We start from the raw sequence: 20,481 nt of genomic DNA, 5'->3' as shown, positions 1-20,481 counted from the left end.
ACTTTCCGGCCATGCACACCCGGGGACCTGCCAGACGCGCTTGCACGGCCCGCCACCAGAGCGGATTCACCTCGGCCGCAAATCAGTCTAGAATCCCTGCCATCACCTGAGGCCCATCACGTGTGTGCCTTTACTCGCAGCTCACGCCCCCGGAACAGATGCAGAGACAAGCCTTGCCCCTCGATAAGCCCCTTGCTTTCGCCATCGCCGCAGCCCTCGTGCTGTCGACCCCCCTCTCCCTGCATGCGGATCAGGAGGCAAAGAAGGCCTTCGGATCGATGACGCTGCCAAGCGCCGGAACCCCGACGCCGATCGGCTCCTATGCGAAAGGCTGCGTGTCCGGCGCCGTCGCGCTGCCGGATGACGGACCCAACTGGCAGGCGATGCGGCTGTCGCGCAACCGGCACTGGGGCATGCCGCAGACCGTGGCGCTTCTGGAGCGGCTGTCGCGCGACGCAACACGGCTCGGCTGGGGCCAGGGCATTCTCGTTGGCGACATGTCGCAGCCCCGCGGCGGCCCGATGGCCTTCGGCCATGCCTCCCACCAGATCGGGCTGGATGTGGATGTGTGGTTCACGCCCATGCCAGAGCGCCGGATGAGCCCGGAGGAGCGCGAGAAGCTGCCCTTCACCTCGATGCTCGACAAGAGCAAATTCCTGACCGTCGACAGCCGCAAATTCACCCCGACGGCGGCCAGACTGGTGATGACGGCGGCCAGCTATCCGCAGGTGGAACGCATCTTCGTCAATCCGGCCATCAAGAAGCGCTTGTGCGAAACCTGGACGGGCGATCGCGAGACGCTTGGCAAGGTCAGGCCCATGTATGGCCATGACGAACATTTCCACATTCGCCTTGGCTGCCCTGCCGGCCTTGCCAGCTGCAAACCGCAGGCACCTGTTGCGGCGGGCGACGGATGCGATAAGTCGCTGGCCTGGTGGTTCACCGATGAGCCCTGGGCGAAGCCGAAGAAGGATCCGAACGCGCCGCCGCCAAAGCCACCGCGGCCCATGATGGTCTCGGACCTTCCGAAGGCCTGTGCCGGTCTCATTAGCGCACCGGCAAGCGCTGCGGCCTATTCCGCGATCCAGCCGGTGGCGGCACCGGTCATCGCAGAACCCCAACCGGCCGCGGACGCCTTTCCCCTTCTGCCGGATACGGCCCCCTTTCCTGTTGCCCGGCCAGATGCCGAATGAGAGAGGACCGGTAACCGCTAAGGGTGCGCGCTTCCTGGCTGCGCCTCCTCCTCATAAATCGATTTAAATGCTTTTCCTTCGCGTTGGCCTTCAGTATAGAAATGCGTGATTTCCCGAGGTTGGAGAAGCCGTTCCATGCCGGACAAGCCCTGCATCGCGCTGATCGCCCATGATCAGAAGAAGGCCGAAATGGCCGAGTTCGCGCAGAAGCACCAGGCGGCGCTGTCGCGTTTCCGCATCGTGGCGACCGGCACTACGGGAGCCCGGGTGCAGGAGGCTGCGCCGCAGCTGGACGTCAGACGGCTGAAAAGCGGTCCTCTCGGCGGCGATCAGCAGATCGGCGCCATGATCGCAACGGGTGATGTATCCATGCTGATCTTCTTCACCGATCCGCTGACGCCGCTGCCGCACGACGTCGATGTCAAGGCATTGACGCGGCTCGCCACCGTCTATGATATTCCGATGGCCCTGAACCGCGCCACTGCCGAGAAACTGATCGATTTCCAGTAACCCGATTGCAGTGACTCGATTTCAGAGACCCTCGACGTCCAGACACCCTTCACTTCCCTTGAGCGATTGAGCCTCACGGCACGGAGCCCGACCTATGCCCCATCCAGCCGAGCGCCATCCGGCCTTCCCGATCCTGATCGGGGATATTGGCGGAACCAATGCCCGTTTCTCGATCCTCACCGATGCGCAAAGCGAGCCGCTGCAATTTGCCAATGTGCGCACGGCCAATCACGGCGGCCTGGAGCAGGCGCTTGCAAGCGATGTGCTGAGCAAAGTGTCGCTGAAACCGCGATCGGCCATTCTTGCCGTCGCCGGCCCCATTGAAGGCGACGAGATTCCGTTGACCAATTGCGACTGGGTGATCCGGCCCCTGGTCCTGATCAACGAGCTGGGGTTTGAGGACGTCCTGGTGATCAACGATTTCGAGGCGCAGGCTCTGGCCATAGCGACACTGCCGGAAGAGGCCCGCGAGCCGATCGGCCCGGCGACCTCTGCGCCCCTGTCCTCCCGCGTCGTCCTGGGGCCTGGCACAGGCCTCGGCGTTGCAGGACTGCTGCGCGCGCAGGGCAAATGGTTTCCGGTTCCCGGCGAGGGCGGCCATGTCGACCTTGGTCCGCGCACGCCGCGCGATTACCAGATCTTCCCGCATATCGAAGAGCTGGAGGGCCGCGTTTCCGCCGAGCAGGTGCTGTGCGGCCGCGGCCTCGTCAATCTCTACCGGGCGATCTGCCATGTCGACGGCGTGGAGCCGCGCTTTGCGGATCCCGCCGAGGTGACAGCCGAGGGCCTGGCCGGGACGGATCCCCAGGCCCTGGAAACGCTTCTTCTCTCTGTGACCTATCTCGGCCGCGTGGCAGGAGACATGGCGCTGGTGATGATGGCGAAGGGGGGCGTCTATCTCGCCGGCGGCATATCGCAGAAGATCGTCCCGGCCCTGAAGCGGCCGGAATTTCGCGCCGCCTTCGAGGATAAGGCGCCTCACAGCCTGATGATGCGCCACATTCCGACATTCGTGGTCACGCATCCGCAGGCGGCGCTGGTAGGGCTTGCCTCCTATGCGAGGGCGCCGGAGAGTTTCGGACTTGCAACGGACGGTCGGCGCTGGTTGCGTTGATAGCAAGGTGGCGTCGGCACGGAAGGCCGTGCGACAGGATGCAAATGCACAAGGACCAAACGCGCCCTTGTCTGATGCGTTTGCAACATCCCGGCGGAATCGACCGGCCCTTCTAGCCAAACTTGGCGCGACTGGTTAAGACCAGTTTCGGTGCCTGTCACCGGAACCGGTCCGAGACCGCCTCATGCGGCGCCTATGCCGCATCGGAAATGGGAACTGCTTTATTGGACGTCACAGGGAATGCCAAACGCAAGCGCCATGTGGATACGGGTACGCTGACGGTCGTGCTCAAGCGAATCATCGCTGAGAACGGGCGTGAGCATATCGGGGGCTATGCATTTGCCATCCTCTGTCTTGTGGTTGTGGCGCTGTCGACCGCCTTCACCGCCTGGATCATGGAATCGGTGGTCAACGAAGCCTTTGCCAACAAGCGGGCCGATCTCATCTGGGTCATCTGCGGCACGATCTTCCTGGCTTTCGTGCTGCGCGGCTTTGCCACCTACGGCCAGGCGGTGACCCTGTCCAAGATCGGCAACAACATCGTCGCCCAGTATCAGCGCCGCCTCTACACCCATCTCATGACGCTATCGGTCGGCTTCTTCAACGAGTCCCGCTCCGCCCACCTGGCCGCCCAGATCAGCCAGAATGTCAACGGCATCCGCGACGTCCTGAACCTGACCGTCACCTCGACCGCCCGCGATGCCCTGACGCTGATCGCACTGATCGGCGTCATGGTCAGCAAGGATCCGATCCTGTCCCTGATCGTCTTTGCCGTGGCACCGCCGCTTCTCTATGCCTTGCGCTACGTGTCCAAGCGCCTGCGCAGCGCAACGCGAGAATCCGTCGAGCTCAACAGCCATGTTGTCGGCGCCATGCAGGAGACCGTGCAGGGCATTTCCATCGTCAAGGCCTTCACCATGGAGGGCGAGCTCAGCCGGAAGGTCAACCTCATCATCCACGCGGCGGAAAATCGCGCCAACCGCATTGCCAGGCTGACCGAACGCACCTCGCCGCTGACCGAAACCTTCGCCGGCCTGTCGATTTCCAGCGTCATCGCCTATGCGGCCTTCCGCTCGATCTATGACGGCGTTCCGCCTGGCGCCTTCTTCGCTTTCGTGGCCGCTCTCCTGATGGCCTACGACCCGGCGCGGCGTCTGGCCAAGCTGCAGGTTCAGCTGGAACGCGCCGTCGTCAATGCCAGGATGATCTACGATCTTCTGGATCTCCAGCCGATGCAGCGGGAACGTCCGGATGCGAAGGATCTGGTGATCACCGAGGCGAAGATCGAGCTCAAGGGCGTGACCTTCCGCTATGGCGAGGGAGATCACATCCTGAAACAGGTCGATCTTGTTGCCGAAGGCGGCCAGACGACCGCCCTGGTCGGTCCCTCCGGCGCCGGCAAGTCCACCATCATCTCGCTCATCCCGCGCTTCTACGATCCGGCCGAAGGCGCGATCCTGATCGACGGCCAGGATATTTCGCATGTCACCAAGGCATCGCTGCGCCGGCAGCTCGCTTATGTCTCGCAGCAGCCTTATCTCTTCGAGGGCACGATCCGCGACAATATCCGCTATGGCCGTCCGCAAGCCTCGGATGCCGAGGTCGAAGAGGCAGCGAGGCTCGCCTATGCTCATGACTTCATTCTGGCCCAGCCGCAGGGTTACGAAACCCCTGTCGGCGAAAACGGCGTAACCTTGTCCGGCGGCCAGCGCCAGCGGCTGTCGATTGCCCGCGCGCTGGTTCGCCAGGCGCCGATCCTGCTGCTCGACGAGGCAACCTCGGCGCTCGACAATGAATCCGAGGCTGCGGTGCAGAAGGCTCTCGAGACGGCGATGAAGGGCCGCACCGTTGTGGTGGTCGCGCATCGCCTGTCGACGGTCGTCAAGGCCGACAAGATCGTCGTGATGACCGAAGGGCGTGTCGTTGAAGAGGGCAATCACGAGACGCTTGCACGCCGGCCGGACGGGCTCTACGCTCGCCTCAACAATCTGCAGACACCCGTCTGATCTTTGCCAGTAAAGAGGAGCCACCAAACGCCATGGACGAGCAGGATATGAAGCTGGTGGTGGTTGGCGCTGCCGGACGTATGGGTCAGACCATTATCCGCATCATACAGCAGACGCCGGGCGTGAAACTGCATGCGGCCGTGGAGCGCAATGGCTCCTCCTTCATCGGCAAGGATGCCGGCGAGATCGCCGGTGCCGGCTTTTGCGGCGTCCCGGTTTCCGACGATCCCCTTGCCGCCTTCCTGCATGCCGATGGCGTCATCGATTTTACGGCGCCCGCAAGCAGCGTCGAGTTCGCCGGACTTGCGGCGCAGGCGCGCATCGTCCACGTGATCGGCACGACAGGCTGCACCGCCGATGACGAAGCGGCTTTTGCCGCCGCTGCGCGTCACGCGCGGATCGTGAAATCCGGCAATATGTCGCTCGGCGTCAACCTTCTCGGGGTTCTGGTGGAACAGGCGGCGCGGGCTTTGCCGGCCGAGGGCTGGGACATCGAGATCCTCGAAATGCATCACAAGCATAAAGTCGACGCCCCCTCCGGGACCGCACTGCTGCTGGGCGAGGCGGCCGCCAAGGGGCGGGCGATCGACCTTGCAACGCAATCGGTGCGGGTTCGCGACGGACATACCGGCGCACGGCCCGGCGGCACGATCGGTTTCGCGACCTTGAGGGGCGGCTCCGTGATCGGCGAGCATTCCGCCATCTTCGCCGGCGAAGGCGAATTGCTCACGCTCTCGCATTCCGCGCTCGATCGTACCATTTTTGCGCGCGGCGCGGTAACGGCTGCTTTATGGGCGCGCGCGCAGAAACCAGGCTTTTACACCATGCTCGATGTCCTCGGGCTCTCTCACTGATCCCCCTTTGATGTTTGGAGATACGCAATGAGCGGAACCCTCGTCCTCGTTCGCCATGGGCAGAGCGATTGGAACCTGAAGAACCTGTTCACCGGCTGGAAAGATCCGGAACTGACGGAACTCGGCGTCGAGGAAGCCACGGCCGGCGGTCAGGCGCTTGCCGATGCGGGGCTGAAGTTCGACATTGCCTTCACCTCGGTCCTGAAGCGTGCGCAGGACACCTGCCGCATCGTCCTGGAAAAGGTCGGTCAGCCGGATCTGGAAACGATCCGCGACATCGCGCTCAACGAGCGCGACTATGGCGATCTTTCCGGTCTCAACAAGGATGATGCTCGGGAAAAATGGGGCGAGGAGCAGGTCCATATCTGGCGCCGGTCCTACGACATTCCGCCGCCCGGCGGCGAAAGCCTGCGCGATACCGGCGCCCGCGTCTGGCCTTACTACCTGACGGAAATCCTGCCGCGCGTGCTTCGGGGCCAGACGGTTCTCGTTGCGGCGCATGGCAATTCCCTGCGCTCGCTGGTGATGGTTCTGGACCGTCTCTCGAAAGAAGACATCCTCAAGCTGAACCTCGCGACAGGTGTGCCGATGGTCTACACGCTGAACGCGGATTCGACAGTCAAGTCCAAGCAGGTTCTGGGGGACATGTCCGGCGCCCATTAAAGGGTGCCCGGTAAAGGCGCCCATAGACGGCGCCAGATTTCGCAAGGCTGAAACTCAAAGCATCGCGAAACAGGTGCTGCCTTGCAGGCAGCATCTCCTTGGCAGAGGCTTATCGACCGTACCAGTAGGCCGTCAATACACCGCTTGCCGCAAAGACCGAAAGGAACGTGGCGAAGAGAACTGTTGCATCCATGATCGTGTCTCCTTTGACCAGACAACGCAACGAGTCCTGATTTCGTTGCATCGGGGCAAGGAAGCCCGATCCTCGATGGATGCGCCGCCTGAATTATTCCTGTCACAACACCGAACTAAGCCGCCTGGACCGCTTGGGGTGACGCCATCGCCACTTGAGCGGCATGCCCGTCACGGGACCTGCCATCAAGGGGTCTCCCACCGGCTAGCCGTCGCCCCGGGACCGGATGCGACAAATCTGAAGGATCACGCCATGCGTTACGCCATCTATGCCACGCCGCCGCAACAGCATCCCCTCACCCGTGCAGCGTCCGCCTGGCTCGGGCGCAATGCCTTCCCGGCCAGTGCGGCAGACCCTGCCGCCGATCCGGAGGCCGCCCGTTTCGCCGACCTGACGGCAGATCCCAGGCGCTACGGTTTTCACGCAACGCTGAAGGCACCGTTTGCGCTGGCAGAGGGACGCACGGAAGCCGGATTGATTGCAGCCTTCGAGGCTTTTTGCGCGATGACGACGGCCGTTTCCATCGACAGGCTCGTCCTTCGCGAACTTGGCGCCTTTTTCGCTCTTGTCCCCTCAGGCGATGCTGCCGCCCTCAACGCGCTTTGCGCCCGTGTCGTGGAAGAGTTTGAACCCTTTCGCGCACCCCTTTCGGCGGAGGATGTGGCGCGCCGGAAACCGGAACTGCTCTCCGAACGCCAGCGGGAGCTTTTGCAGCGGTGGGGTTATCCTTACGTGTTCGAGGAGTTCCGCTTCCATATGACACTGACGGGTCCGGTCCCCGAGGACAGTCGTGCCGAGATGCGGGAGATATTGCGCCGGCGTTTCGTATCCTTCGTGGATCAGGCCCTGCCCATCGACCACCTGGCGCTGTTCTGCGAGCCGGAGCGCGGCCAGCCCTTTCACGTGCTGAGGGCGCATAGCCTCGCCCCGGCCGCGGGCGCCTGAGGGCGGTCCCTTCAGCGCCAGCGCTCCGGTCGGATCATGCTCTTAATGCGCCTCGTCCCAGTTATGCGCGGCACGTGCATCCACCTTCAGCGGCACGCGCAGATCCAGGGCCGGCAGAGCAGCTCTTTCCATCGTCGTCACGATCACCGGCATCGCCGCCTCGATCGCCTCATCTTCCACTTCGAAGATCAATTCGTCATGCACCTGCAGAAGCATGCGGACCCTGTCGGCCAGTCCGGCTTGCGCCAAAGCGGGCTCGACCTGCACCATGGCGCGGCGGATGACATCCGCAGCCGAGCCCTGGATCGGCGCGTTGATGGCAGCTCTCTCGTTGAAGGCGCGCACCGAGGGGTTTGACGACTTGATTTCCGGGTAATGGGCGCGGCGGCCGAAGACGGTTTCCACATAGCCGTGCTCGCGGGCGAAGGCCTTGGTGGATTCCATATAGTCGCGAATACCGGGAAACCGTTCGAAATATTTCTTGATGTAGTCCGAAGCTTCCGAACGCTCGATGGAAAGCTGATTGGCGAGGCCGAAGGCGGAGATGCCGTAGATGATGCCGAAATTGATCGCCTTCGCCCGGCGCCGGACTTCCGATGGCATGCCCTCCACCGGGACGCCGAACATTTCGGAGGCCGTCATGGCATGGATATCGATGCCATCGGCAAAGGCCTGGCGCAGCTGGGGAATCTCCGCCACATGCGCAAGCACCCGCAGCTCGATCTGGCTGTAATCGGCCGAGAGAAGCTTGTGTCCGGGAGTGGAGATGAAGGCGGTGCGGATCTTGCGCCCTTCGGCATTGCGAACCGGGATATTCTGCAGATTGGGCTCGGAGGAGGAGAGGCGCCCGGTCGTGGTGGAGGCCAGCGAATAGCAGGTATGGACGCGATGCGTCTGCGGATGCACGTAAGACGGCAGGGCGTCGGTGTAGGTGCTCTTCAGCTTGGTCAACTGCCGCCAGTCGACGATCTTGCGCGGCAGTTCCACCCCTTGCGCCGCCAGATCCTCCAGCACCTGCGCCGACGTGGACCATTGACCGGTCTTGGTCTTCGATCCGCCGGGAAGGCCCATCCTGCCAAACAGGATATCGCCCAATTGCTTCGGCGAGCCGATATTGAAGCGCTCGCCCGCCAGCGTATAGATTTCGTCCTCGAAGCCTGCTGCCTTCTGCGCCAATTCGCCGGACAATCGGGAGAGGATCTGCCGGTCGATGGTGATGCCGCGTTCCTCCATGCGGGCGAGAACCGGCACCAGGGGCCGCTCCAGCCGCTCATAGACGCGGGTCAGGCCGTTTGCGACCAGGCGCGGCTTCAGGACCAGCCAGAGCCGCAGCGTCACATCGGCATCCTCAGCCGCATAGGCCGTTGCCTTGTCGATATCCACGCGGTCGAAAGTGACGGCCGATTTTCCGGAACCGGCGACATCCTTGTAGGCGATCGGCGTATGACCGAGCCAGCGCTCCGACAGAGCATCCATGCCGTGATTGCCGGCACCGGCCTCCAGCACATAGGAAATCAGCATCGTATCGTCGAAGCCGGCGAGCGTGATGCCGTGGCGCTTCATGACGAGATAATCATACTTCAGGTTCTGCGCGACCTTGAGGACTGATTCATCCTCCAGAAGGTCCTTCACCAAAGCAAGCGCCGGTGCCATCGGCACCTGGCCGTCGACCAGCTTCAGCCCTTCGCTGAAGAGATCATCTCCGCCGGCCTTGTGCGCGAGCGGCAGGTAGGCGGCGCGGATGGCAGGCGAGGCCGGATCCGAACCATTGTCCTGAATTGCGAAGGACAGGCCGACGAGTTCCGCCTGCATCGGATCCAGCGAGGTGGTCTCCGTGTCGAAGGCGACAAGGCCGGTTTCCCGCGCCGCCTGGATCCAGGTCTGCAGCGTGTCCATGTCGCGAATGGTGACATAGGTGGAATGGTCGATCTTCTGCGCCGAAAAGCTCTCGTGACGCGCCGCTGCGATCTCCGCTGCCTTTGCGCCATTCTCCTGGCCGGCTTTGGCGACCATTTGACCGGACAGGGCCGTCGGGCTCTGGAGATCCTGATTGTGCTCGCTGCCGGGATCCAGATCCGGTCCATGCGCGGCAGGACCCCATTCCACCTGGACCTGTGCAGGCTCGATGGCAGCGGCATCGCAATCACAGGCTTCCGCAACCCGGCGCGTCAACGTCCCGAACTCCATCGCCTTCAGGAAGGCGATGAGTTTCGGCCCATCCTGCTTCTCAAGCACCAGAGCATCCAGTTCGAGATCGAGCGGCACATCGGTGCGCAGCTCCACCAGCCTGCGGGACAGGCGGGCCTTCTCGGCATGTTCGATGATGTTCTCGCGGCGCTTGACCTGCTTGATCTCGCCGGCGCGCGCAAGCAATGTCTCCAGATCGCCGAATTCCTCCAGAAGCTGCGCCGCCGTTTTCGGACCGATGCCGGGAATGCCCGGCACGTTATCCACCGAATCGCCGACCATGGCCTGCAGGTCGATCATCTTGTCCGGCGCGACGCCCCATTTCTCGATGACGTCGGGAATGCCGATCTGCTTGTCCTTCATGCTGTCATACATATGGACATTGGCCGTCACCAATTGCATCAGGTCCTTGTCGGACGAAATGATGGTGACATCCGCCCCGATTGCCTCGGCGGCCCTGGCATAGGTGGCGATGATATCGTCGGCTTCGAAGCCATCCGTTTCGATGCAGGGCAGGTTGAAGGCGCGCGTCGCCTGGCGGATCAGGCCGAATTGCGGCACCAGTTCCTCCGGCGGCGCCGAACGGTTGGCCTTGTAGTCGGCGTAAAGCTCTTTGCGGAAGGTCTTCGAGGAATAGTCGAAGATCACGGCAAAATGCGTCGGCGTCACGCCGACATTGGTGTCGCGCGCATTGGTCAGCAGCTTCCAGAGCATGTTGCAGAAGCCGGACACGGCGCCCACCGGCAGGCCGTCCGTCTTGCGGGTCAGCGCCGGGAGCGCGTGGAAGGCCCGGAAGATGAAACCGGAGCCGTCAACGAGAAAGAGATGATCGCCTTTTTTCATGAGAGGATGGATAGCGCGGCAGGCGCGGAAGGTCTACGGCTTCCCGCATCTCCTTCGATATTTCACGCGCGCTTTCGGCCCCGCCTCGTCGCCCCTCTGCCGTATCCGGGATGGCTCGCGCGATCACCCGAACGTTACTCATTTGTAATGACAGGCTTCCTTGAAAGCCCGCCCCCGCATGGCCATTTCCTGATCATCGGCGATTGATCACGCCGCAGTCTGATGACCGGCCTGTCCCCCGCCGCGTCAGACCGGGCAAAGGCCTTCCCCCCTCTCCGGGCCTTTGTCCATTTCTTCCCGCCACGGCCGGTCCCCCTCCCGGTCGTGGCGGACCTCCCATGATCACTCCCCCTCCCCAGCCTTTGTCAGTGCAGGTTCGAGACCGGACAGGCGCCCCGCCGCGCCGCGGGCCTGAGCCTTTCGTCACTCTCTGTTAATTAAATACGATGCTATATAAGTGATGCTGACACGAATCGAGCAGACGCAAGATGCGCGGCCGGCGCCTGCATTTTCATGTTCCACCAGCCACCGGCACAGGATCTTGCCTGCCATGGGCTTCGACCGCACCGATTCAGCCTTCTATCTTGCCAATCAATTGGCGAAGAACCTCTCCCGGGCGCTGCAGAAACGAGCGTCTGCTCTCGGTTTTTCACCCGGCCAGTTCCCGGTCCTTCTGGCACTCTGGGAGGAAGACGGGTTGACGCAGCGGCAATTGCTGGACCGGCTGGAGGTGGAGCAGGCGACGCTTGCCAATACGCTCGCCCGCATGGAGCGCGACGGCTTGATCATCCGCACGCCTCACCCGACGGACCGGCGCGCGCAGATCATCGTTCTGACCGAACGCGGCCGGGAGCTCGAAGCGCTTGCAACAGATGCCGCCGCCGAAGCGGAAGATCAGATGTTTCAAGGCTTCCGACGGTTCGAGCGGGAACTTCTGAAGGAATATATGCGCATGGCGATCCTGAACGGCCGTGCCAGCCTGCCGGGTTGACGCGCTTCCATCTTGCGCCGAAAGCTTCTAGGGTCTGCATATATTCACTAGCAAGGCAGACCTCCTGATGACCGATCTTTCCCCTGTGCTCGACCAGGCCGACCGCAACCTCGCCTCCAGCCTGGACCGGCTTTTCGAGCTGGTGCGCATTCCCTCCATCTCGACGGACCCTGCCTATAAAGCGGAGTGCCAGAAGGCAGCGGAATGGCTGGTTGAACGATTGACGGCACTCGGTTTTAAGGCCTCTGTCCGGCCGACTCCTGGCCATCCCATGGTGGTTGCCCATCACGATGCCGGCAGGGCCGACGCACCGCATGTGCTCTTCTACGGCCATTACGACGTGCAACCGGTTGACCCGCTGAACCTCTGGGAGAATGACCCCTTCGAGCCCATGATCAAGGACCTCGGCGACGGCCGCAAGGTCCTCACCGGGCGCGGCACGTCGGACGACAAGGGCCAGTTGATGACCTTCGTCGAGGCCTGCCGTGCCTATAAGGACGTGCACGGATCGCTGCCCGTCAAAGTGACGATCCTGTTCGAGGGCGAGGAGGAATCGGGGTCGCCGTCCCTGAAGCCATTCCTGGAGGCCAATGCCCGGGAGCTGAAGGCAGATTACGCACTGGTTTGCGATACCAGCATGTGGGATGCTGAAACCCCGGCGATCGCGGCAACGCTGCGGGGACTTGTGGGCGAGGAACTGACGGTGACGGCCGCCGATCGCGACCTGCATTCGGGCCTTTTTGGCGGGGCAGCGGCCAATCCCATCCATATTCTCACACAGATCCTGGCCGGACTTCGCGACGAAACGGGCCGTATCACGCTTCCCGGCTTCTATGACGGAGTCGAAGAAACCCCGGCCAATATCAAGGCGAGCTGGGATACGCTGGGCCGCGATGCGGAAGGTTTTCTCGGCGAGGTCGGCCTCTCGGAACCATCCGGCGAAAAGGGCCGGTCGGTTCTGGAGCTCACCTGGGCCCGGCCGACCTGTGAGGTCAACGGCATCTGGGGCGGCTATACGGGAGAGGGTTTCAAGACCGTAATCGCTGCAAAGGCATCGGCGAAGGTCTCGTTCCGTCTCGTCGGCGCCCAGGATCCGGCGAAAATCCGGGAGAGTTTCCGGTCCTATGTGCGATCGCACATTCCCGCCGATTGCAGCGTCGAATTTCACGAGCATGGCGGTTCGCCGGCCATTCAGCTGTCCTATGACTCGCCTGTTCTGACCAAGGCCAAGACAGCGCTTTCCGATGAATGGCCGAAGCCTGCCGTCGTGGTTGGCATGGGTGGCTCCATCCCGATCGTCGGCGATTTTCAGACCTATCTCGGCATGGATTCGCTGCTCGTCGGCTTCGGCCTGATTGACGACCGAATTCATTCGCCAAACGAGAAATACGACCTGAACTCGTTCCACAAAGGGATCCGCTCCTGGATTCGCATCTTGTCGGCGCTCTGAACGGAGCCTCTTTGCCAATTGCAAACAGCCCCTCGTCCCGCGACGAGGGGTTTTTGCTATGCGGGGCGTGGTTATCGGCATTCTCTCCTGATGACACCAGGCAGTGCGGCCTGGAGGCTCCGGGATACGCAACAGGCTCGGTTGTGCAGGAGAGATCTCTAAAAACAAGCGCCGGCTGTTTTTGAACCTTAGCATGAAAAGCAAAAAGGTCGGGCTTGAACCCGACCTTTTATCCGCCTGTCTCGCTCTGCCAGTACATCCGTGGTCAGGGCCCGAAACAGGTTCGGCATGTCGACGGCGCTGATTGATCAGCACTGAGTATCTCCATCGTCTCTCAAGAAGGTTAATGTTCCGTTAACGGAACAGGCCTCCGAAAGACTGGCAACGCTTTTGCTGCCCGGAGATCGCGTCGTCTTGCCGCTTGGCCATAATATGGAAATGGCGCCCCCGGATTACAAGGGCGCCATTTCTCAAAACTCGCTCGCTTTGAGGCGAGAAGGGCTTAAGCAGCCTGCAGACGGTCGGCGGAAACCCGGCCCGAACGCTTGTCCGTCACCAGCTCGTAAGCGATCTTCTGGCCGTCCTTGAGGCCCGCCATGCCGGCGCGCTCGACAGCAGAGATGTGAACGAAAACGTCCTGAGCGCCATCATCGGGCTGAATGAAACCAAAACCCTTGGTAGCATTGAACCATTTCACAGTACCTGTAGCCATTACGACGTCCTTTCGCTCGCAACGTTGACTTTAGTTCCAGCCGAAGCGGAACGGTTAGCTCGTATTTGAAGAAAGATCGTCGTAAGCGCCGTCAGCGCTGCAGTGCCGCTTGTCAAACAAATATCGATGCGTAGGAGGTAGCGTCGGGCCATTGCAGTGTCAAGGTGAAGTCGCCGGCAAGCTCCCGTCCAAGCTCGTTCCAAGCTCCTCACCGATCCCTCCATCGGCACGTTCCGTTTGCCTTGATGCGAGAAAATGGGGGGGCTAAAACGAAGAAAGCTCGGCGCGGGAGGAGGTGCGCCGAGCTTTCAAAACTGACCAGCAACCGGGAGGAGGAGGTGTTGCCGGTCCCGTCGCAAGGCGCTGGGAGGAGGAGTGCGTCTTGCGATGATGTCAATCTAGCTGATCCTCGCTTAAAAAACAGACTGCTTTTCGCAGCGCAGCAATGCGAAATTTGCATAACGGCGTGCGAGGCTTGCGTAGCCACCCTTGTCGCACTAGCCTTGCCCGCATGAGCCTTACATCCGTCAAAGATTTCTTCGCCGCCCGCGCCCCGGACATCACGATCATCGAAACCGAGCAGAGCTCGGCGACCGTCGCCCTCGCCGCTTTGGCGCATCACGTGCTTCCGGACCAGATCGCGAAAACCATATGCCTGCGTGCCGGTGAAGATGTGGTCCTGCTCGTAGCCTCCGGCGACAGCAGGCTCGACAATCGGAAATTTCGGGATCGGTTCGGGGCAAAGCCGCGCATGCTGGGGCAAGAGGATGTGGTGGCGCAGACCGGCCATCCGGTCGGCGGCGTCTGCCCCTTCGGTCTTGCCAATCCCATGAAGGTGTATCTCGACCAGTCGCTGCGCCGGCACGATCTGGTCGTACCCGCCGCGGGCGCCACCAATGCGGCCGTGCGGCTTTCCCCCGACCGTATGGCAGAACTGACGCACGGCGAGTGGGTGGATGTCTGCCAGGCGCCTCCGCCAGGCGCCTCTGTCAGCGCCGGCGGCTTAGCCACCGCCGGCGGATGCGATCCAAATCAGTAGTAACGGCGATACCAGGCCTGCTTCTGATCCGCCTGGGCGGATGCAACAAGATAGCCGATGGCAAAGCCGATGCCGCCGATGAGGGTCATCAAGGTTGTGGCTGTCGCCGGATGTTCGCGAATTGCGCCGGCTACCGAAAGGGCTTCTTCCTGTACATAATCTGCAGCGCGTTCAGCGCCCTGCGTAACCTTGTCCAGGGTTTGCGCGCCAGCCTGGGACAGCATGGAGCGGATGCTGGCCACTTCCGAGCGCAGTGCGGAGATTTCCGCCTCGACTGTACCGCGGGCTTCGCGTGCCGTTTCGTTAGCGCGCAGCTGGTCCATATTGCTGCCGACCGATTCCACCATAGCCTGCTCCTTATCGTTCTGCCGGGAGTTTGATACCGGCGACAACGACGGAACCGGGATTCGGTTCCCGGCAAAAATCGGCATCAGCTGGGGCATGCTGTCAGCGGCTTTGGGCCAGCGCTTCCGCCAGCGAAGCCAGCGCCTCTTTCTCGCTCATGCCCTTTTGCAGGGAATTGACAAGGATGACGGCCAGGGCCTCGCCGTCCGGGCTGGACTTGCTGATCTGGTGTTGAGCACAGGCCGCATCGAAGACCTGCTGGAGCAAGGATAGTTGCTCGGGGTTCACGGGCGGTCGAAAGACTTTTTTACGCACCACATCCTCCATGAACGACAGCCCCGTTTCCCCTGTCGCCGGTAATTTCTGAAGATGGCGTCTGGGACGCCGTGTTTCGTTTCGTGCCGTCCCCTGTGACGTAGACACGGCAGCGAGATGGTCAACCGCGGCATCCGACAAATGATGGGCATACTGCGCTCGCCTGCCGGGGCCTGCAATTATCAATATTCACTGATGATTTAGCATATTCTTAATAAAAAGCGAAAAACGGTACTACGGCAGACAAAGAGACCATGGAAGCGCGCTGAAAAAAGGCCGCAGGACGGATCACGCGCACGCTTGCCAAAGATTTCAATCGGTCTTGCACAGCAAAACTGAACGATTTTTGAAGAAAGCCGTTGGGGTAGTCTGGCAACGGGAGACGAGAAAGTGGGGGACGTCAGCAGCGCTGCGAAAATGTGAATTTCATCAGCATTTCAAGTCATCGTGACGACGTCTCAGGTCGAAACCCAGTCGGAAGCGTGGCAAGATTTGATGCTTAGACTTGATCGCCTTGCCATTGCCACTTTAGTAGACGCTAACCTTTGAATTTGGGCTCTGCACCGCGGTTTAATTGAGGACGTGATGGACGATACAGACCAAACAGTGACCGACATCACGGCTTGTGACCGAGAACCGATTCATATTCCCGGATCAATCCAGCCGCATGGGATCCTGTTGGTCGTTGATCCTGCTTTGATGACGACCGTGGGAGAAGCCGGCGATATCGCCCGTTTCATTCCCGATTATGCCCGCGGCTTCAGCCTTGTTGCGGTTCTGGGACAGGCTCTGGCCGACGAAGCCAGGGATGCCGACGCCGGAAAGCTTACGGCTCTGGGCCGCATCCAGACCTCCGCCGGCCAAACGGATGCCGTCGCCTACCGGTCCGGCGCCTATCTGATCGTGGAACTCGAACAGGCCGAATCGGCGCCCGTCGAACCGGCACCCTTCCTTCTGGCGCTGGATGCGGCCACCATGCGCTTTGAAAGGACCATCAGCGTCAACGAGCTTTGCCGCGAGGGTGCGGACATGTTCCGCAGCCTGACGGGCTATGACAGGGTTCTGATCTACCAGTTTCTCGATGATGATGCGGGCGTGGTGATTGCCGAGAGCCATTCTTCGGGCGTTTCGAGCTTCCTCAACCATCATTTCCCCGCCTCCGACATTCCAAGACAGGCGCGCGCGCTTTATATCCGCAACCGGTCGAGGGTCATTCCGGATGTCGATTATCAGCCGCGTCCCATCCAATCCGACCGCGACCTTCGACAGCTCGACCTCAGCGACTCCACGCTGCGGAGCGTCTCGCCAGTGCACATCCAGTACCTGAAAAATATGGGGGTTGCGGCGTCGGCCTCCATCTCCATCGTCAAGGATGGCATATTGTGGGGGCTCATCGCCTGCCATCATAGCCAGCCAAGGGCAATTCCGCTGACGACGCGCCTGGGCTGCCAAGCCTTGGCGAATGGCCTGTCGCGACAGATCAGGGCAAAGGAGGACGCGGAACTGTATCGCGAGCGCCTGCGCCTGCGAAGCCAGGAGGATCTGGTGCTGGCCAAGGCGGACAGCGACGGATCGCTTGATGCATTTCTCGAAAAGTCAGGCGCCGAACTTGCCAGTCTTCTGACTGCGGATGGCTTTGCCGCCGTTCAGGGCAAGGATCTTTTTATATTCGGCACCGCGCCGGACAGGATCGACCTCCGGCGGATTGCCGATCACGTGCGCATTCCCGCGGCCACCCAGCCCTTTTCCAGTTCGAGCCTGTCACGGCAATGGCCGGAAGCCGAGGGGTTCCGCCAATTGGCAAGCGGCCTCCTGGCCGTCACCATGTCTACGGAAGTGCCCACCGTGCTGATGTGGTTTCGCGCCGAGAAGGTGGAACTGGTCGAATGGGCCGGCAATCCCCACAAGAATGTGGAGGTCACCCCCGGCGCGCAGCTTCAGCCGCGAGCCTCGTTCGAGACCTGGGTCGAAAGCGTCAGGGGAAAGGCGCCGCCTTGGAGCCATGCCGAGATTGAAGCGGCGACCCGCATTGCCCGACTGATGCTGGAGCAGCGCAACAACAAGCGCCTGCGCGATCTCAATCGCGAGTTGTCGATCACCGTTCGCGAGAACGAGACACTTCTGAAGCAGAAGGACTTCCTTCTGAAGGAGGTCAATCACCGCGTCCAGAACTCGCTTCAGCTGGTCTCCGCCTTTCTGCGCCTGCAGGCGCGCGATTCCAAGTCGCCCGACATCAAGCAGAGCCTGGATGAGGCCCAGAAGCGCCTGAATGCCGTGGCTCTTGTCCATCGCCGTCTTTACCAGGACGACAGTATCGAGGTCATCGATCTCGCCCGCTACATCGAGACCCTGCTGGTCGATACGCTGCAGGGCATGGATCAGGGGTGGAAGGAGCAGCTGACGGTGGATCTTGCGCCGGTTCTGATCGCCACCGACCGCGCCGTCAATATCGGCCTCGTTCTGACCGAACTCGTGATCAACGCCCAGAAATATGCCTATGAGGGCAGCACCGGTCCGTTGACCGTCAAGCTCGAGCAGCACCGCGGAATGATGCGGCTGATCGTGTCCGATCGCGGCCAGGGCAAGCAGAAATCCAAGGCCGCCGGATTCGGTTCGCGAATGCTCAGCGCAATCGTCGAACGGTTGGGCGGCGATCTGGACGAGGAGGACAATATGCCCGGCCTCAGAGTGATCCTGACGGCGCCGATCCAGATGGAGAAACTGGGGTAGCCGGCCTGTCTGCACTTAGCAGGACCGCTGAGCGCTGCGGTCCGGCATAACATCCACTTCATATGCCGGGTGCATGACCCGCTCGACCCACTGACAGGCTGCGCCCTGCCGCCTGTTTACGGCGATCATCGCCTGCCGTCTCCTCACCGGGCAAAGGTGGAACCAAGTCCGCCTTGAGGGATTTCCCATGCAGGAGCGGGACGCTTTGCTCCTGCAATCTCTGGCAGTAAAGGATACAGGCATATGTTGAAGTTCATCGGCGGAACGGTCGGCGTCATCTTCCTGATCGGACTTATCGTCGTCGTCTTGCTCCTGAAGCTGATCTTCTAGAGCGCAGGTTTCGACATGCCATGAAGATGAGGCCATGAAGATGAGGCCATGAAGATCAGGCCGCAGGGGTCATGTCTCTGCGGCAAATCTTTATAGTGCGCCCTTGGACGAGATCCCAGAACCATCCTCTGATGGGCTTCGGGGATCGGTCCCCGCGATCAGGCGACAGCGCCCAAAACGCGGGCCGTGGAATTGGCATGCAGAAACTCTTCGAAGGCTTCAAGTTCGAGCGGGCGCGAGAACCAGTAGCCCTGGCCCTCGTCGCAGCGCATTGACCGCAGCATTTCCGCAGCCTCCGGCACCTCGATGCCTTCCGCAACGACGCGATAACCCATGTCCTGAGACAGCCTTATCATGGACTGAACCAGCTTCTGCTCGCGCGGGCCTTTGCAGAGAACGCTGACAAAGGAGCGATCGATCTTCACTGTGTCGACCGGAAGCCTTTGGAGATAGGAGAGGCTGCTGTAGCCGGTGCCGAAATCATCGATCGCGATGGAAATCCCGCGCTCCACCAGTTCATCGAGTTTTGTCAGGACCTGCGGGTCATCCTGCATCAAGGATGTCTCCGTCAGCTCGATCTCGATCGCCTGCGGCGGAACGCCGTTCTCGTCCAGAATACGCAGTACTTCGCCGACCGCATCCTCCTTGAGATTGCTTGCGGTAAAATTGACCGACAACCGAATGATGTGCCCCTGCCTCAACCATGGTCCCAGCTGGCCGCAGGCCGTCGCCATCACCCATTTTGTCAGTGGCCAGGCGAGAGCGCTGTGCTCGATGATCGGGACGAACTCCCCGGGCGAGATCTCGCCCAGTTCCGGATGACGCCAGCGCAGCAGGACCTCGGCAGACACCATTCGCGCATCACGGAGGTCAACCCGCGGCTGAAGCACCACGCGTAGCTGGTCCGGCGCGCTAAGAGCGAGAGCGAAATCGTTCAGCAGCCGGAATTTGCGCTGATAATCGAGATCATGGCTTTCGGAGAGGAAGCCGACGCTTTCGTTCAGAGACCGCGTCTTGTGCACAGCGCTCGACAGGGCTCTCAGGCAGTCAGCCGCCGACATCGCGCGCAGGTCAACCGTCAGGACCGCGCAGGCCGGCGTGACAGCATATTTTATCTCGTCGGCGACGAGACTGGAGGCCAGCAGCTCCACGAGACGATCCTTGTATTCGTCCTCATCCGTGCCGGCGGGGGTGACGAAGACGAACTGGTTGTGCGAGACGTGATAGACATTCGCACCCTGCGTCAGGAAGGCTTTCAGGTTGCGTGCTGAATCCTCGACAACCTGCTCGAATGCATGCGGCCCCAGCACCGCGGACAGCCGCTCGATTTCGTGAGGTTGCGCAAGATCCAGTGCGACGACGACCCGCCGATCATTGGCCGCGTCCCGCTTCATATCGGCAAGATCGTCGCTGAACTGGACCCGGTTCGGAAGCCCGCTGATCGGGTCGATACGGCCGAAGGCGTGCTGAAGCTCGATCTGCGTCATGACCATCAGCGCCAGATCCTGCAAGGCCGAGGTTTCCGCCTGGGTGATCTTGCGCGGCTCGGTGCCAAGCACGCACAAGGCGCCAAGGCAATATCCTTCCCTGGTCGTAAGCGGCGCACCGGCATAGAAGCGGATGCCGCTTTCGCCCAACAGGCTGCTGCAATAGCGCCGATCGAGCGTGAAATCCTCGATCACCAGAAGATCGCAGCTATCGGATACCTCGCCACAGGGCGCGTTCTCGCGCGGAATCGTGTCATGATCCACCCCGACCTTGGACTTGAACCATTGCCGGTCCGTATCCGTCAGCGAAACGGCCGCAATGGGAAGCTGGAAGATCTGGCTGGCCATGCGGGTAATGCGATCAAAGCTCTCGCTGGCCGGCGTATCGAGCAGATTGAGATTTCTCAGCGCAAGAAGGCGCTTCTCTTCGTAGGTCACAACAGCCCCTTGCCCGTTCGATTTTTTTCGGACCCAACGTGACCGGCATTGTTTTAGCTTCAGTTAAAATACTGCAGCCGCCATCCCTCCGGCTTCCCCGCGCTTGGGAGATGATGAATGATGGCTTAAGCGCCGA

At 61.5% G+C, this 20,481-nt stretch carries 17 protein-coding genes; 12 read left to right on the top strand and 5 right to left on the bottom strand.

All coding sequences use genetic code 11. From position 1 onward, the window contains the following. Window positions 1–158: 158 nt before the first annotated feature. The 7 genes from mepA to QTJ18_RS22555 all read left to right on the top strand — a co-directional run bounded on the left by mepA (window position 159) and on the right by QTJ18_RS22555 (window position 7,478). On the top strand, window positions 159–1,193 hold the full coding sequence (gene mepA, locus QTJ18_RS22585) for a penicillin-insensitive murein endopeptidase (protein WP_489667222.1): 1,035 nt from the start codon (window positions 159–161) through the stop codon (window positions 1,191–1,193). Between the two features lie 135 nt (window positions 1,194–1,328). Further along, window positions 1,329–1,703 (top strand): methylglyoxal synthase, encoded by a 375-nt coding sequence (locus tag QTJ18_RS22580; protein ID WP_252753585.1) that lies wholly within the window; start codon window positions 1,329–1,331, stop codon window positions 1,701–1,703. A gap of 94 nt (window positions 1,704–1,797) precedes the next feature. After that, complete coding sequence (locus QTJ18_RS22575) at window positions 1,798–2,817, top strand: glucokinase (protein ID WP_252753586.1); 1,020 nt, start codon at window positions 1,798–1,800, stop codon at window positions 2,815–2,817. A 209-nt stretch (window positions 2,818–3,026) separates the two neighbouring features. Further along, complete coding sequence (locus QTJ18_RS22570) at window positions 3,027–4,823, top strand: ABC transporter ATP-binding protein (RefSeq protein ID WP_489667223.1); 1,797 nt, start codon at window positions 3,027–3,029, stop codon at window positions 4,821–4,823. A 32-nt stretch (window positions 4,824–4,855) separates the two neighbouring features. Further along, a complete protein-coding gene (dapB, locus tag QTJ18_RS22565) occupies window positions 4,856–5,677 on the top strand; it encodes a 4-hydroxy-tetrahydrodipicolinate reductase (protein ID WP_252753588.1) in 822 nt (273 codons plus the stop codon). A gap of 27 nt (window positions 5,678–5,704) precedes the next feature. Next, window positions 5,705–6,340, top strand: a complete 636-nt coding sequence (locus QTJ18_RS22560; RefSeq protein ID WP_252753589.1) for a 2,3-bisphosphoglycerate-dependent phosphoglycerate mutase — start codon at window positions 5,705–5,707, stop codon at window positions 6,338–6,340. Between the two features lie 445 nt (window positions 6,341–6,785). After that, window positions 6,786–7,478: a DUF1045 domain-containing protein gene (locus tag QTJ18_RS22555; protein ID WP_252753590.1), complete on the top strand. Its 693-nt coding sequence runs from the start codon at window positions 6,786–6,788 to the stop codon at window positions 7,476–7,478. Between the two features lie 42 nt (window positions 7,479–7,520). On the opposite strand, the gene polA is transcribed toward QTJ18_RS22555, so the two are convergent. Continuing rightward, complete coding sequence (gene polA, locus QTJ18_RS22550; protein ID WP_252753591.1) at window positions 7,521–10,508, bottom strand: DNA polymerase I; 2,988 nt, start codon at window positions 10,506–10,508, stop codon at window positions 7,521–7,523. Window positions 10,509–11,058: 550 nt separating this feature from the next. On the opposite strand from polA, the gene QTJ18_RS22545 reads away from it, so the two are divergent. Both QTJ18_RS22545 and QTJ18_RS22540 read left to right on the top strand, forming a co-directional pair. After that, the gene (locus QTJ18_RS22545; RefSeq protein WP_252753592.1) at window positions 11,059–11,499 is read left to right on the top strand and encodes a MarR family winged helix-turn-helix transcriptional regulator; all 441 of its coding nucleotides are present in this window, start codon (window positions 11,059–11,061) and stop codon (window positions 11,497–11,499) included. 67 nt (window positions 11,500–11,566) lie between these two features. Next, window positions 11,567–12,949, top strand: a complete 1,383-nt coding sequence (locus QTJ18_RS22540) for a dipeptidase (protein ID WP_252753593.1) — start codon at window positions 11,567–11,569, stop codon at window positions 12,947–12,949. 502 nt (window positions 12,950–13,451) lie between these two features. Here QTJ18_RS22540 and QTJ18_RS22535 read toward each other — a convergent pair. Beyond that, the gene (locus tag QTJ18_RS22535) at window positions 13,452–13,661 is read right to left on the bottom strand and encodes a cold-shock protein (RefSeq protein ID WP_165216198.1); all 210 of its coding nucleotides are present in this window, start codon (window positions 13,659–13,661) and stop codon (window positions 13,452–13,454) included. 511 nt (window positions 13,662–14,172) lie between these two features. On the opposite strand from QTJ18_RS22535, the gene QTJ18_RS22530 reads away from it, so the two are divergent. Beyond that, window positions 14,173–14,700, top strand: coding sequence for a YbaK/EbsC family protein (locus QTJ18_RS22530; protein WP_252753594.1), 528 nt, complete (start codon window positions 14,173–14,175; stop codon window positions 14,698–14,700). Here QTJ18_RS22530 and QTJ18_RS22525 read toward each other — a convergent pair. Both QTJ18_RS22525 and QTJ18_RS22520 read right to left on the bottom strand, forming a co-directional pair. Beyond that, window positions 14,694–15,047 (bottom strand): hypothetical protein, encoded by a 354-nt coding sequence (locus QTJ18_RS22525; RefSeq protein WP_252753595.1) that lies wholly within the window; start codon window positions 15,045–15,047, stop codon window positions 14,694–14,696. The two genes, QTJ18_RS22530 and QTJ18_RS22525, sit on opposite strands and share 7 nt — an antisense overlap. 100 nt (window positions 15,048–15,147) lie before the next feature. Then, on the bottom strand, window positions 15,148–15,372 hold the full coding sequence (locus QTJ18_RS22520; RefSeq protein WP_252753596.1) for a hypothetical protein: 225 nt from the start codon (window positions 15,370–15,372) through the stop codon (window positions 15,148–15,150). 573 nt (window positions 15,373–15,945) lie between these two features. Here QTJ18_RS22520 and QTJ18_RS22515 point away from each other — a divergent pair. Both QTJ18_RS22515 and QTJ18_RS25610 read left to right on the top strand, forming a co-directional pair. Next, window positions 15,946–18,090, top strand: coding sequence for a histidine kinase dimerization/phosphoacceptor domain -containing protein (locus QTJ18_RS22515; RefSeq protein ID WP_252753597.1), 2,145 nt, complete (start codon window positions 15,946–15,948; stop codon window positions 18,088–18,090). Between the two features lie 243 nt (window positions 18,091–18,333). Beyond that, window positions 18,334–18,420 (top strand): small membrane protein YohP, encoded by an 87-nt coding sequence (locus QTJ18_RS25610; RefSeq protein ID WP_489667229.1) that lies wholly within the window; start codon window positions 18,334–18,336, stop codon window positions 18,418–18,420. 158 nt (window positions 18,421–18,578) lie between these two features. On the opposite strand, the gene QTJ18_RS22510 is transcribed toward QTJ18_RS25610, so the two are convergent. After that, window positions 18,579–20,345: a sensor domain-containing phosphodiesterase gene (locus QTJ18_RS22510; RefSeq protein ID WP_252753598.1), complete on the bottom strand. Its 1,767-nt coding sequence runs from the start codon at window positions 20,343–20,345 to the stop codon at window positions 18,579–18,581. Window positions 20,346–20,481 lie beyond the last annotated feature (136 nt).

Source organism: Rhizobium sp. SSA_523 (genome assembly GCF_030435705.1).
Lineage (GTDB): Bacteria > Pseudomonadota > Alphaproteobacteria > Rhizobiales > Rhizobiaceae > Neorhizobium.
This window is presented reverse-complemented; position numbering and strand designations above follow the sequence as displayed.